Genomic DNA, 12,938 nt, shown 5'->3' on the forward strand with positions numbered 1-12,938 from the left:
GGTGCGCATTTGCCGCCCCCACAACAATCTGGCACGGTTTTCGTAGGGTGCGCATTTATGCGCACCTGGCGATTTACAACGTTACGCCACTTTTAAATATCGCTAACTCGCGGAAATCATTAGCTTCATTACGCGCGGGTTTACCGTTGGCAATCGCCACAATCATATCAACAAAATCCTCCAGCATCTCCGGCATGCTCATGCCCTCAATCAAACGCCCGGCATTAAAATCAATCCAGTGCGGCTTCTTCTCTGCCAACTGCGAGTTGGTGGCAATCTTCACGGTAGGAACGAATCCGCCATAGGGGGTGCCGCGTCCGGTGGTAAACAACACCATATGACAACCTGCCCCTGCCAGTGCGCTGGTGGCCACCGCATCATTACCTGGTGCGCTCAGCAGATTGAGTCCAGGCGTGATCAGACGCTCGCCATATTTCAGTACATCCACCACCTGGCTCTGTCCGGCTTTCTGCGTGCAGCCAAGGGATTTCTCCTCCAGCGTGGTAATACCGCCCGCCTTGTTACCCGGAGAAGGGTTCTCATAGATCGGCTGCTGATGGTCGATAAAGTAACGCTTGAAGTCGTTGATCATCGCCACCGTTTTATCAAAGGTGGCTTCATCCCGGCAGCGGCTCATCAAAATGCGTTCTGCGCCAAACATTTCCGGTACTTCGGTCAGCACCGTGGTGCCGCCGTTGGCAATCATCTGATCGGAGAAGCAGCCCAGCATCGGGTTGGCGGTAATGCCAGAGAAACCGTCAGAACCGCCGCACTCCAGTCCAAACTTCAGTTCGCTGAGTTTGCCCGGCTGGCGCAGATCGCCGCGCATCACGTTGTACAGTGCATGCAGCCGCTCCAATCCAGCTTCGACTTCGTCGTCCTGCTTCTGGCACTCCATAAACTGCACGCGGTCACTGTCAAAGCCGCCGAGCGTCTCGCGGAACACATCCACCTGATTGTTCTCGCAGCCCAGACCAATCACCAACACCGCACCGGCATTGGGATGGCGCACCATGTTTTGCAGCATGGTGCGGGTGTTTTCATGGTCCTGGCCGAGCTGAGAACAGCCAAACGGGTGGCTGAACAGATGCACACCATCAATCCCTTCCGCTTCATTGGTCTCTTTAAGGAAGCGCGACAGAATTTGCCGGGCGATACCGTTCACACAGCCCACCGTTGGCAGAATCCACAGCTCATTGCGAATACCGACTTCACCACTGGCGCGGCGGTAAATCTGCACCTCGCGATCGCCGGCCTGAGCAGGGATATCGAGAAACTCCGGCTGGTAGTCGTACTCATCCACATCGCTCAGATTTGTGCGCGCATTGCTGGAGTGGATGATTTCGCCCATTGCAATCGGACGCGTGGCATGGGCAATCGGCAAGCCGTATTTGATCACCAGCGCATCCGTTGCCAGCGGCGTCAGCGCGAACTTGTGACCGCGCCCAACCTCTTGCTGCAAGGTAATAAACTGGCGATCAATTTCGACTTTGGCTTCGGCAGGTAAATCGCGCAGCGCTACCGCCACGTTGTCGCGCGAATGGATTCTTATCGCATCTTGCATAGCGTTATCTCAGTTGTACCAGCGCCGTCCGCATCCCGTGGACAACGATGTTTTGCAGGTGTTGGCTGACTGCGGTCACTAATCCGGGCCGCTGAGTGAGATCTTCGCCCCAGTGTGAGCTGTTGCTGAGTACCGCTTGCACCAGCTGTTCCGGGGTCAATGTGTCCTGATTTACCGCCGGCCACAGTTCTGCGAACTGCTGTAGCCAGTGGCTGTCATCCTGTAATGGCCACTGCTGGTCGCCCTGTTCACCGCGATAAAATGCCAGCAGCGCGGCAAAGGCGAAGGTCAGGCGCGGTGGCCATTGGCCGGTTTGCTGCTGAGACAGCAACAGCTGCGGCAGCAAACGGGTGCGGAATTTGGTCATGCCGTTGAGCGCAATCGAGAGCAGCGCATGGCGGATAAACGGATTGCGGAAGCGGCGTTGTACCGCATCGGCAAAGACGTGCAGTTCATCGCGAGGCAGATCCAGCGTCGGGATCACTTCCTCGCGCAACAGCGTATCGACATAAGCCGTGATGGCGGCGTCATCCATCGCTTCACCGACGCTGACCAGTCCGGCCTGAAACGCCACCGGCACCATCGCAGTGTGCGCACCGTTGAGGATCGCCACCTTCTGCGCTTTGTAGGGCGTGATGTCATCGACAAACTTCACTTCCGGTGCCAGCACGGCGAGTTTCAGTTCCTGCGCCAGCGCATCCGGCCCCTGAATCACAAACTGGTAATAGACTTCGCCTGCCACCAGATAGCGATCCTCGTAACCCAACTGTGCAGCGATGTCGGTACCCTCGGCTGGATAGCCGGTAACGATGCGATCCACCAGCGTGTTATAGAATGCACAGTGGTCCAGCACCCAGCGGGCAAATTCTGGCGGGAGCTGCCAGTGCTTGATATAGCGCAGCACCAGCTCACACAGTGCATCGCCGTTGTGATCGATTAACTCGCACGGCACAATCAGCCAGCCTTTCTCTGCCGCACCGGCAAAGTGGCAAAAGCGCGTCCACAGCAGTTGTGTCAACTTGCCTGGGAAGGAAGAGGCTGGCGCATCCTCCAGCCGATCCTGCTCAACAAAGGCAATGCCTGCTTCAGTGGTATTGGAGAACACAAAGCGCATCTGCGGCGCACGGGCCAGTGCGAGAAAATCCTCAAACTGCTGATAGGGCTGGATCTCGCGATTGAGGCTACGAATCAGCCGGGTTTCACTCACCTGCTCACCTGCGCCGTTCAATCCACGGATCAGCGTGGTGTACAAACCGTCCTGCTGATTCAGTGAGTCTTCCACCACGCGATTGCGCGGCCGCACCACCACCACGCCCGCATCGGTGCCCTGATGCTCATTGAGCCAGTCGAGCTGCCAGTCAATAAACGCCCGCAGGAAGTTGCCTTCCCCAAACTGGATCACACGCTCGCTATAGCTTGCGCCGGGGAAATCGTGACGGTTTAGCCGCTGCATCATCAGGCTCCCAACTCAATGCCGAAGTAATCGCGCGCGTTGTTGAAGCAGATGTTTTGCACCATCTGTCCCAGCAGTGCTTCGTCGGCTGGCGCTTCACCGCGCTCAACCCAGTTGCCGATCATCTGGCACAGCAGGCGGCGGAAATACTCGTGGCGGGTATAGGAGAGGAAACTACGGCTGTCGGTGAGCATACCGACAAAGCGACTCAACAGGCCGATCTGCGCCAGCTGCGTCATCTGACGGTGCATGCCATCGAGCTGATCGTTAAACCACCAGGCGGAACCAAACTGCATCTTGCCTGGCTCACCTTCGCCCTGGAAGTTGCCCGCCATGGTCGCCAGCACTTCGTTGTCGCGTGGGTTAACGCAGTAAAGAATGGTTTTCGGCAGTGCGTTGTTACGGTTCTGCGCATCCAGCAAACGACCCAAAGGGATCGCCATCGGCGCATCATTAATGGAGTCAAAGCCCACATCCGGGCCGAGAATATCGAACTGCCGACGATTCGCATTACGCAGCGCACCAATGTGATATTGCTGCGCCCAGCCGCGACGCGCATATTCGCTGCCCAGCCACACCAGCACCGCCGTTTTAAACTGTGCCACCTCCTCTTGCGACGGTGCAGTACCTTGCAGGCGACGCGCCAGAATACCATCCAGCGTGCTTTCATCGGCCTCGGCAAACAGCACCACATCCAGCGCATGGTCGGAGATTTTGCAGCCGTGTGCGGCAAAATGATCGAGACGCAGGCTCAACGCGCGGCGCAGATCATCAAAACGTTGCACGCTGACATCGGCGACCTGCTCCAGACGCTGAATCCACGGCAGGAAGGTATCCAGCTCAATGTTGAAGGCTTTATCCGGACGCCAGCTTGGCAGCACTTTGACGCTGAAGCTGGCATCGTCCGCCAGCGTGCGATGGTGCTGCAGATCATCGAGCGGATCGTCAGTGGTACCGACCATTTTCACCTTCATCTGCTGCATGATGCCACGTGCGCTAAAGGCATCCTGCGCCAGCAGTTCATTGCACTGCTGCCAGATGCGGTCCGCGCTCTGTTCATTCAGCAATACATCGGTAATGCCAAACGGGCGGCGCAGCTCAAGGTGCGTCCAGTGATACAGCGGATTGCCGATGGTATGCGGCACCGTGCGCGCCCAGGCGTTGAATTTATCGCGATCGCTGGCGTCGCCGGTGCACAGCGCTTCGGGTACGCCATTAGCACGCATCGCACGCCATTTGTAGTGATCGCCTTTCAGCCAGATGTCATAGAGATTGGTGAAGCGGTAATTTTCGGCAATCTGCTGCGGCGGTAAATGGCAGTGATAGTCGAAAATCGGCTGGTCTTTGGCGTAGTCATGGTACAGACGACGGGCGAACTCGCTATCGAGTAGAAAATCCTCACTCATAAAACGCGACATACCTGCTTCCTCATGTTTGGGGCCAATGGGCTTCTGATTCAAAGTTATCATACCAATTTTAACGATCGGCAAAATTGTTTGCGATAGACCTCACAATAATGACAGTTTCCCTGTGGGTATATGGACAAAACAGTCAGCTATATTGCACTAACTTGCTGTTATAACGCTTGCTTAGCGGATCACACAGCACATGCAGGGTTTTTGTGATGGCATTCAACTTTTAAAGTTGTATAACAAGTTAATCTCTCGCCTCGTTGATGTCGAACCTCATGGCACATCTCATAACAACAAGGCGGCAGTTCTGATTCGTCATCGCCGCCAGCGGGATTACTTAAGTGCTCCCCTACCTTTAATGGCAAGTGTTACGACAGACTGGAAGAGGTTAATGATGCGTAAGATCAAAGGGCTACGCTGGTACATGATTGGGCTGGTGACGTTGGGCACCATTCTCGGTTACCTGACACGTAATACCATTGCCGTGGCCGCGCCGACGCTGGAAACGCAGCTGGGCATTACCACACAACAGTACTCCTATATCGTCGCCGCTTATTCGGCGTGCTACACCGTGATGCAACCTGTGGCGGGTTATGTGCTTGATTTACTGGGCACCAAAATTGGCTACGCCGTGTTTGCCATCCTTTGGGCAATCTTCTGTGCCGCCACCGCCATGGCCGGCAGCTGGGGTGGTTTTGCGCTGGCACGTGGCGCGGTGGGCGCGGCAGAAGCGGCAATGATTCCTGCTGGCCTGAAAGCCAGTAGCGAATGGTTCCCGGCCAAAGAGCGTTCCGTCGCGGTAGGCTATTTCAACGTTGGTTCATCGATTGGTGCGATGCTGGCACCACCGCTGGTGGTATGGGCGATTCTGGCACACAGCTGGCAGCTGGCCTTTATCATCACTGGCGTGCTGAGCATGGCGTGGGCGTTGTGCTGGTTAATATTTTATAAACATCCTAAACAGCAAACTAAACTCAGCGAAGAAGAGCGTCACTACATTATTTCCGGTCAGGAAGTACAGCATCAGACCGGCAATAACAGCAAAATGTCAGCCCGTCAGATCCTGCGTAATCGCCAGTTCTGGGGTATTGCCCTGCCACGTTTCCTGGCGGAACCGGCATGGGGCACCTTTAACGCATGGATCCCGCTGTTTATGTTCAAGGTCTACGGCTTCAACCTGAAAGAGATCGCCATGTTCGCCTGGATGCCGATGCTGTTTGCCGACCTCGGCTGTATCGTCGGCGGTTACTTGCCGCCGCTGTTCCAGCGCTGGTTTGGCGTTAACCTGATTGTGTCGCGCAAACTGGTGGTCACCATGGGCGCGGTGTTAATGATTGCACCGGGCACCATCGGTTTGTTTACCAGCCCTTATGTGGCGATTGGTTTGCTGTGCGTCGGTGGCTTCGCCCATCAGGCACTGTCCGGCGCGTTGATCACCCTCTCCTCGGATGTATTTGGCCGTAATGAAGTGGCCACGGCGAATGGCCTGACCGGCATGGCCGCGTGGACTGCCAGCACCCTATTTGCGCTGGTGGTGGGTGCATTGGCTGATACGCTGGGCTTCAGCCCGCTGTTTGCCGCGCTGGCGGTGTTTGACCTGCTCGGTGCCTGTGTGATCTGGACCGTGCTGAAAAATCAGCCGGTATCTGAGCTGGACGTTCAGCACGTGGCACAACCGGCGACGGCCCGCACTTAATCTGCACACTTTGGGCTGGCGCACGTCAGCCCATTTCCTCCACCCGGTCAAAGTGGTATAACAACTCATCCTTCCCTGCCACAGCGAACCGCGCAATGGATCTGAACGAATCCCGTCGTCTTTACCAACAACTCGCCAGTGAACTCAAACGTCGTATCGAGGCGGAGGATTATCGCGTGGGCGATAAGCTGCCTGCTGAACGCCTGATCGCTGAAGAGATGGAAGTCAGCCGCACCGTGGTTCGCGAAGCCATCATTATGCTGGAAGTGGAAGGGTACGTTGAAGTACGCAAGGGCTCCGGCATCCACGTCATTAGCAATCAGCAGCAAAATCGTGAGACCACCCCCAGCCAGCTGGAATTTGCCAGCTTCGGACCCTTTGAGCTGTTACAGGCGCGCCAGCTAATTGAAAGTAACGTGGCCGAGTTTGCCGCCACCCAGGTCACGCGTCAGGACATCATGGCATTGATGGCGATTCAGGAAAAAGCCCGCCAGGAAGACCATTCACGTGATTCAGAATGGGATATGCATTTCCACGTCCGCATCGCGCAATCCACGCAAAACAGCGCGCTCGCCGCGATTGTCGAGAAGATGTGGTTGCATCGCCTGCACAACCCTTATTGGCTCAAACTGCATGAACATATTGATGCGCGCAACATCACCAGTTGGTGCGACGATCATGACCAGATTCTGAAAGCACTCATGCGCAAAGATCCCGCCGCCAGTAAGCTGGCAATGTGGCAGCACCTGGAAAATACTAAACAGATGCTGTTTAACGCCACCGCAGACGATTTTGAATTTAATGTCGACCGTTACATGTTTGCGGAAAATCCCGTCATCCTGCCGGAAGGTAGTGACAATTCTTATTGATTCTGCTGCATTTCCAGGCGAATAAGTCAGTTAATCTGCAATAGTGTCAGCTCATGTAAAGCTCCTTTTGAGCATCTGCGTCAAAAGGTAAAACTCCTGTGCGAGAGCCACTTTACACTGTCTGACCTGCATGATTTTTGTTACAGTTATCGCCCTTTTCTTACCCTTTGCGACAGGGCTTTAAAAAGTCGCTGATTTAACAATCAATTCTGGATGGATCCGGAAATCCCGCAACGGCTGCATACCAAAAATGTATAACCAAGCCAGCCTGCGCCTCAGCCCCTTACGGGCACGTTTAACAATGATGTTCAGGAATGATTGATGGATATTTTGAAAGCATTGCTGCATGCCTTGTGGCAGCAGGATTACGAAATGCTCTCCGACCCGACACTGGTTTGGGCCATTTATGGCGTGCTGTTCTTGATCCTGTTTCTCGAGAATGGCCTGCTACCCGCCGCGTTTCTGCCCGGCGATAGTCTATTGATTTTAGTCGGTGTTTTGATTGCCAAAGGCACCATGGGTTTCCCGCTGACCATCCTGATTTTGACCACCGGCGCCAGTCTGGGCTGTTGGGTAAGTTACATTCAGGGACGATGGCTGGGGAATACGCCTACGGTACAGAAGTGGCTCTCGCACCTTCCGGCGCAATATCATCAACGCGCGCATAGCTTATTCCATCGCCATGGGCTTTCGGCCTTGCTGATCGGTCGATTTATTGCCTTTGTGCGCACCCTGCTGCCGACCATTGCCGGGCTTTCTGGTCTGAGTAATGCACGCTTCCAGTTCTTCAACTGGATGAGCGGTTTCCTGTGGGTGCTGATTCTGACGGTACTGGGCTTCGCGCTGGGTAAAACGCCGATTTTCCGCCGCTATGAAGATGAACTGATGTTCTGCCTGATGCTGTTACCGCTGGTGTTGCTGGTGATTGGTCTGGTGGGCTCTCTGGTGGTGCTGTGGCGTAAACGTCAGTCTTCACGCAACGGGAATTCACAGCCATGATCAGATTCCGTGGGTTCCCCAGGCGCTTCGTGCCCTGGGCACTTGGCGCTGCGCTGGCGCTGCTGGCGGTGATCTTTGTACCTTCGATGTTGCAGCACGATACCGTGGTACAGATTCGCGTCGCACACAATGGTACCAACTTGCCGGATGGCTTTTATCTGTATCAGCAGCTGAGTGCGCAAGGTGTGCGTATCAAAAGCATTACACCTGCGGGCGATGCGCTGGTGATTCATTTCGAAAATGAAGAACAAAGCCTTGCCGCCCAAAAAGTGCTGAAACGCTTGCTACCACAGGGCTTTGTCGTCGCAAGCGGACCGCAAGCTTCGCAGCAAGTACCTGACAGCAACCGCCCAACTTATAGCTGATTTCCACCGTCTGGCGATAAGCCAGACGGTGAATCAATCCTCGCTATCCCCGCGTCTTCGTTGAATTTTTTCGTCTGCTGTCTATGCTTAAAGGTAGCGCGAGTTAAGACAAGCTGGGACGCTTCTCCTGCCCGGTTTGCGGCAGGTCATCAACAATGGAAGGTAAAACCTGATGAAACATCAATTACTGCTGGGTGCTATTCTGTTCTCTCTCTCGGGATCTCTGATGGCAGCTGAATCGCTGTGTCAGCAGAAAGAACACGATATTCAGCGTGAAATCGACATGGCTAAACAGCACGATAACCAGCGCCGTGTGACCGGGCTGGAGCGCGCGCTCACTGAAGTACGAGCGAATTGTACTGATGAAAGACTGAAGTCAGCCCACAGCGAACGCATTGCAGAGCAAAAACACAAAATTGCGGAACGTGAGCGTGAGTTGAAGGAAGAGCGTCAGGATGGCGACAAAGATAAGATTGAGAAGCGCGAACGTAAGCTGGAAGAGGCACAGCACGAGCTGAAAAAGCTTGAAGCTGAGCCTTACTAATCGGACTTAAATAAATGATGTAATGGAGAACTTCATGTCTAAAGACACCACATCTGAACATCTGCGTACGGAACTGAAAAACCTTGCTGACACCCTGGAAGAAGTACTGAGCAGCTCGGCGGATAAATCGAAAACCGAGCTGGACAAACTGCGCAGCAAAGCGCGCGGCGCGATTGAAAGTTCGCGTGAGCGCCTGGGCGATTCCGGTGAACGTATCGCGCAATCCACGCGTGAAGCGGCAGAGAAGGCCGACGAGTATGTGCGCGATAATCCGTGGCACGGCGTAGGCATCGGTGCAGCTGTCGGTGTACTGATCGGCATCCTGATCTCACGTCGTTGATATGAGCGATAGTCAGAGCCACGGCCCAGGCAAAGGGGTCTTCAACATCGGTCAGCGCGTCGTCACTACCTTAGTGAGTATGGTGGAAACGCGCGTCCGTCTGGCGATTGTCGAGCTGGAGGAGGAGAAAGCCAATCTGATTCAAATGCTGATGATGGTTGGGTTGACGATGCTGTTTACCGCTTTTGGTTTAATGAGCCTGATGGTGCTGATCATCTGGGCGGTGGATGCGCAGTATCGGCTGATGGCGATTGCCATTACCACCGCCGTGCTGTTTGCGCTGGCGCTGATATTTGGTGTGTGGACACTGTATAAGTCACGCCAGTCAACGTTGCTGCGTCATACCCGCAAGGAGCTGGAAACCGATCGCAGCTTGCTGGAGGAGCATCGCTCATGAGCCGTCGTGAACGTGAAGCACGCATTCATGAACTGTTGAATCAGGTTCAGCAGCAGCGATTGGATCTCAGTGCTGCACGCCGTGACTGGCTGGATGGCACCGCTCACTACGATCGCGGCTGGCTAACGTTTCTCAGCTTACGCCGCTATCTGGCGATTGGCAGCAGCGCGCTGGCCATCTGGTCAATCCGCAGTCCTAACCGTATTTTGCGTTGGGCAAAACGCGGTTTTGGTCTTTGGAGTACCTGGCGCATGATTAAATCCACGCTCGAACCTCGCTAACGCCTTCATTTGAAACCGGATCTAAAAGATTCGGTTTTTCTTTATCAAAATCCCTGAACAACATTGACAGTTTAACTCGCTTACAACTGTTGCAACCTGCGACTATCATCTTCCTCCATCAGCCCAACGAATTGCGACCTGCGATTCAGCGGGATCAAAACCTTGCAGGCCAACAACCTGCTTCTTAATTCTTGTTGGAGTAAATGATGAAAAAATTCGAAGACTCAGGCCTGCTGCTGGCACGTGTATTAATGACCATTCTGTTCATCACTGCGGGCTGGGGCAAAATCACCGGTTATGCCGGTACCGCACAATACATGCAGGCGATGGGCGTCCCGGGCTTCTTATTGCCGCTGGTTATTCTGCTGGAGTTCGGCGGCGGTCTGGCAATTCTGTTCGGTTTCCTGACTCGTTTCACCGCACTGTTCACTGCGGGCTTTACTCTGCTGACAGCGTTCCTGTTCCACAGCAACTTTGCTGAAGGCGTTAACCAGCTGATGTTCATGAAAAACCTGTCCATCGCCGGTGGTTTCCTGGTGCTGGGTCTGGTAGGTCCAGGTGCTTACAGCATCGACCGTCTGATTCGTGCTCGTTTCGCACCAGCAGCCGCACGCTAAGCACACAAGCGCTGCCAGAACACATATACTGATTTGCAGGGGCGGGGATTTTCCCCGCCCTTTTTCTTTATGGAGGGCTTATGGGACAACTGATTGACGGTGTCTGGCATGACACCTGGTACGATACGAAGTCAACCGGTGGCCGCTTCAAACGCACAGAAGCAGTCTGGCGCAACTGGGTCACCGCAGATGGCAGTGCAGGCCCAACCGGCAAGGCGGGTTTCGCTGCCGAGCGCGATCGCTATCATCTTTATGTTTCTCTTGCCTGTCCGTGGGCACACCGCACGCTGCTGATGCGCCAGCTTAAAGGGCTGGAAGAGATGATTTCCGTCTCAGTGGTGCATCCATTGATGCTGGAAAACGGCTGGACCTTCGACGACGATTTCCCGGACGCAACTGGCGACTCGCTGTATCAAAACGAATACCTTTATCAGCTCTATCTGCACGCCGACCCGCAATACACCGGCCGCGTGACCGTTCCGGTGCTGTGGGATAAAACTCAGCACACCATCGTCAGTAATGAATCGGCTGACATCATCCGTATGCTCAACACGGCCTTTGATGCACAGGGTGCCCGCGCCGGAGATTATTATCCGCCGGCGTTGCGCGATAAGATTGATGAGCTGAATGGTTGGATTTACGACACGGTGAACAATGGCGTGTATAAGAGCGGATTCGCGACCTCGCAGGCGGCGTATGATGAATCAGTCACCGCGCTGTTCCATTCGCTGGCACGACTTGAGCAGATCCTCGGCCAGCATCGCTATCTGGCTGGCGATCGCCTGACGGAAGCGGATTTGCGTTTATGGACCACCTTAGTCCGCTTCGACCCGGTGTATGTAACCCATTTCAAGTGCGATCGTCACCGCATCAGCGATTACCGCAATTTGAGCGGCTTCCTGCGTGATATCTACCAGATGCCGGGGATCGCCGACACGGTGAATCTGCCGCATATTCGCCATCACTACTACTGTAGCCACAAGACCATCAACCCGAGCGGCGTGATTTCGCTGGGCCCGGCGTTTGACTGGGATGAGCCACACGGCCGCGGTTAAGCACGTTGCGCTCAACACACTCTTTTCCTGAAGGAGTGCGTTGAGCGCGGATTACCGATTGAATGCGAGGTGTAAAACAGCCGATTAGCCATTCCTGTTGTGCACAACCCGGGACAACGCGTGCCGCTAAAGCCAGGTTTAAGCGAACTTGATCAACAGCATCCCCGCAATCAGCAACCCAACACCAAGCCAGCCGAGACGGTTCAGACGTTGACCAAATAGCACCCATCCGGCTGCCACCGTTGCCACCAGACCAAAACCGCCCCACAGCGCATAAGCGACAGAGAGTTCGATCCCTTTAACCGCCTGTGACAAGGCGCTGAATGCCCCCAGCACCGCGACCAGTGAGAGCACGCCGTAAATTACACGGCGGAAACCATCGGAGTATTTGAGAAAGATATTCGCGACGATCTCCAGCCCAATCGCCAGTGCCAGCCAGGCAACGTGTATCGCATTAAACGTGGCCATGGTGCAGCTCCTTGCGTGTCAGCGTGCCAGATTTGATCAGCGCAATTCCCGCCACCAGCGTGATTAAGCCAGCCACTTTCATCAGCGATAGGGTTTCATCGAACAGCGTGACACTGAACAGGGTGATAAACAGAATGCCGATACCTTCCCACATCGCATAGGCCACGCCTAAAGCGATACGTTTTACGGCGAAAGACAGGAAAATATAAGAGAGCGCGATCATCACCAGCATAAAAATAAAACCCGCGTTGTCGTCATTGACGCTAGCCCATTTCATTGAGAGCGTGCCGGTTATTTCAGCCAGGATAGCGAGAGCTAACAAAAACCAATAGCGCATATTTTCTCTCCTTAAGAGAAATAAAGAGCCATCACGCGGAATAGACGCGTGAAAAATTTTAAGAATATTTTTAAATAAGGAGAGTGTGGCGCTACAGCGCGAAACGCCAGTGCTGGTCGCAGATCGAGCAGTGGAAGTGTTCAGAGAGATAAATGGAGGTTGCCATCATTGGGCCGAGCATTTTGTCCATAATTTTACAACTTATCCACGTTGTTGCTTTTCGTCGATGTGGATGAATAATTGTCCTCGGTAGTTAAACACGCGCCTATTCTGGCATAAGGTCTATTTTATTATGCGGGATTTTCATTTCTTTACGCTTAGGCGTTTTTTATTCTCTGCGAACGAGAATTTATTTAATTATCGGTATGTCGGGTTCTTTTCATAAAGAGTGTAGTGGATAGCAAAAACCCCGCCGGAGCGGATTTTTTCCATAAAGAAGTCGAAACTGACCGATAAGCCGCGTTCTTTTCATAGAGAGTGGAGTGGACAGTCATGCATCTTGCCGCTGGACGTCAGATAGCAAAAACCCCGCCGGTGCGGA

15 protein-coding genes are annotated in these 12,938 nt (G+C 54.1%); 10 read left to right on the forward strand and 5 right to left on the reverse strand.

Going from position 1 to position 12,938, the window contains the following annotated elements:
- Positions 1-73: 73 nt before the first annotated feature.
- The 3 genes from VH86_RS10745 to uxaC are packed head-to-tail and all read right to left on the reverse strand — an operon-like array spanning position 74 to position 4,435.
- On the reverse strand, positions 74-1,564 hold the full coding sequence (locus VH86_RS10745) for a UxaA family hydrolase (protein WP_038644535.1): 1,491 nt from the start codon (positions 1,562-1,564) through the stop codon (positions 74-76).
- A 4-nt stretch (positions 1,565-1,568) separates the two neighbouring features.
- Entirely contained in the window at positions 1,569-3,017 is a 1,449-nt protein-coding gene (locus VH86_RS10750) for a tagaturonate reductase (RefSeq protein WP_045832913.1), read from the reverse strand.
- Positions 3,018-3,019: 2 nt separating this feature from the next.
- Positions 3,020-4,435 (reverse strand): glucuronate isomerase, encoded by a 1,416-nt coding sequence (gene uxaC, locus VH86_RS10755; RefSeq protein ID WP_045832876.1) that lies wholly within the window; start codon positions 4,433-4,435, stop codon positions 3,020-3,022.
- A gap of 388 nt (positions 4,436-4,823) precedes the next feature.
- Between uxaC and VH86_RS10760 the strand changes: the two genes are divergently transcribed.
- The 10 genes from VH86_RS10760 (at position 4,824) to VH86_RS10805 (ending at position 11,592) form a co-directional block, all read left to right on the forward strand.
- The gene (locus VH86_RS10760) at positions 4,824-6,125 is read left to right on the forward strand and encodes an MFS transporter (protein WP_038649846.1); all 1,302 of its coding nucleotides are present in this window, start codon (positions 4,824-4,826) and stop codon (positions 6,123-6,125) included.
- Between the two features lie 95 nt (positions 6,126-6,220).
- Positions 6,221-6,994, forward strand: a complete 774-nt coding sequence (gene exuR, locus VH86_RS10765; RefSeq protein WP_045832877.1) for a transcriptional regulator ExuR — start codon at positions 6,221-6,223, stop codon at positions 6,992-6,994.
- Between the two features lie 321 nt (positions 6,995-7,315).
- Entirely contained in the window at positions 7,316-7,993 is a 678-nt protein-coding gene (locus VH86_RS10770) for a DedA family protein (protein ID WP_034829190.1), read from the forward strand.
- On the forward strand, positions 7,990-8,358 hold the full coding sequence (gene mzrA, locus VH86_RS10775; RefSeq protein ID WP_045814841.1) for an EnvZ/OmpR regulon moderator MzrA: 369 nt from the start codon (positions 7,990-7,992) through the stop codon (positions 8,356-8,358). The genes VH86_RS10770 and mzrA overlap by 4 nt, the downstream gene beginning before the upstream one ends.
- 172 nt (positions 8,359-8,530) lie before the next feature.
- Complete coding sequence (locus VH86_RS10780) at positions 8,531-8,902, forward strand: DUF1090 domain-containing protein (RefSeq protein WP_034829192.1); 372 nt, start codon at positions 8,531-8,533, stop codon at positions 8,900-8,902.
- Between the two features lie 34 nt (positions 8,903-8,936).
- Positions 8,937-9,242, forward strand: coding sequence for a YqjD family protein (locus VH86_RS10785; RefSeq protein WP_045832878.1), 306 nt, complete (start codon positions 8,937-8,939; stop codon positions 9,240-9,242).
- Between the two features lies 1 nt (position 9,243).
- Positions 9,244-9,639 (forward strand): phage holin family protein, encoded by a 396-nt coding sequence (locus VH86_RS10790; protein ID WP_045814842.1) that lies wholly within the window; start codon positions 9,244-9,246, stop codon positions 9,637-9,639.
- Entirely contained in the window at positions 9,636-9,920 is a 285-nt protein-coding gene (locus tag VH86_RS10795) for a YqjK-like family protein (protein WP_038644523.1), read from the forward strand. The genes VH86_RS10790 and VH86_RS10795 overlap by 4 nt, the downstream gene beginning before the upstream one ends.
- 206 nt (positions 9,921-10,126) lie before the next feature.
- Complete coding sequence (locus VH86_RS10800) at positions 10,127-10,537, forward strand: DoxX family protein (protein WP_034829198.1); 411 nt, start codon at positions 10,127-10,129, stop codon at positions 10,535-10,537.
- An 80-nt stretch (positions 10,538-10,617) separates the two neighbouring features.
- Entirely contained in the window at positions 10,618-11,592 is a 975-nt protein-coding gene (locus VH86_RS10805; RefSeq protein WP_045814843.1) for a glutathione S-transferase family protein, read from the forward strand.
- Between the two features lie 138 nt (positions 11,593-11,730).
- On the opposite strand, the gene mdtI is transcribed toward VH86_RS10805, so the two are convergent.
- Complete coding sequence (gene mdtI / locus VH86_RS10810; protein WP_038644519.1) at positions 11,731-12,060, reverse strand: multidrug/spermidine efflux SMR transporter subunit MdtI; 330 nt, start codon at positions 12,058-12,060, stop codon at positions 11,731-11,733.
- Complete coding sequence (mdtJ, locus tag VH86_RS10815) at positions 12,047-12,397, reverse strand: multidrug/spermidine efflux SMR transporter subunit MdtJ (RefSeq protein WP_038644517.1); 351 nt, start codon at positions 12,395-12,397, stop codon at positions 12,047-12,049. The genes mdtI and mdtJ overlap by 14 nt, the downstream gene beginning before the upstream one ends.
- Between the last annotated feature and the right edge of the window lie 541 nt (positions 12,398-12,938).

The sequence above is a fragment of the Pantoea sp. BL1 genome, assembly GCF_000963985.1.
GTDB lineage: Bacteria > Pseudomonadota > Gammaproteobacteria > Enterobacterales > Enterobacteriaceae > Pantoea > Pantoea rwandensis_B.

What these genes read in the sequence shown, in the direction of transcription:
- VH86_RS10750 (WP_045832913.1), bottom strand. Translation starts at nt 3,017, where the DNA reads ATGCAGCGGCTAAACCGTCACGATTTCCCCGGCGCAAGCTATAGCGAG.
- VH86_RS10790 (WP_045814842.1), top strand. Translation starts at nt 9,244, where the DNA reads ATGAGCGATAGTCAGAGCCACGGCCCAGGCAAAGGGGTCTTCAACATC.
- VH86_RS10770 (WP_034829190.1), top strand. Translation starts at nt 7,316, where the DNA reads ATGGATATTTTGAAAGCATTGCTGCATGCCTTGTGGCAGCAGGATTAC.
- mdtJ (WP_038644517.1), bottom strand. Translation starts at nt 12,397, where the DNA reads ATGCGCTATTGGTTTTTGTTAGCTCTCGCTATCCTGGCTGAAATAACC.
- VH86_RS10780 (WP_034829192.1), top strand. Translation starts at nt 8,531, where the DNA reads ATGAAACATCAATTACTGCTGGGTGCTATTCTGTTCTCTCTCTCGGGA.
- exuR (WP_045832877.1), top strand. Translation starts at nt 6,221, where the DNA reads ATGGATCTGAACGAATCCCGTCGTCTTTACCAACAACTCGCCAGTGAA.
- uxaC (WP_045832876.1), bottom strand. Translation starts at nt 4,435, where the DNA reads ATGTCGCGTTTTATGAGTGAGGATTTTCTACTCGATAGCGAGTTCGCC.
- VH86_RS10800 (WP_034829198.1), top strand. Translation starts at nt 10,127, where the DNA reads ATGAAAAAATTCGAAGACTCAGGCCTGCTGCTGGCACGTGTATTAATG.
- VH86_RS10760 (WP_038649846.1), top strand. Translation starts at nt 4,824, where the DNA reads ATGCGTAAGATCAAAGGGCTACGCTGGTACATGATTGGGCTGGTGACG.
- mzrA (WP_045814841.1), top strand. Translation starts at nt 7,990, where the DNA reads ATGATCAGATTCCGTGGGTTCCCCAGGCGCTTCGTGCCCTGGGCACTT.
- VH86_RS10785 (WP_045832878.1), top strand. Translation starts at nt 8,937, where the DNA reads ATGTCTAAAGACACCACATCTGAACATCTGCGTACGGAACTGAAAAAC.
- VH86_RS10805 (WP_045814843.1), top strand. Translation starts at nt 10,618, where the DNA reads ATGGGACAACTGATTGACGGTGTCTGGCATGACACCTGGTACGATACG.
- mdtI (WP_038644519.1), bottom strand. Translation starts at nt 12,060, where the DNA reads ATGGCCACGTTTAATGCGATACACGTTGCCTGGCTGGCACTGGCGATT.
- VH86_RS10795 (WP_038644523.1), top strand. Translation starts at nt 9,636, where the DNA reads ATGAGCCGTCGTGAACGTGAAGCACGCATTCATGAACTGTTGAATCAG.
- VH86_RS10745 (WP_038644535.1), bottom strand. Translation starts at nt 1,564, where the DNA reads ATGCAAGATGCGATAAGAATCCATTCGCGCGACAACGTGGCGGTAGCG.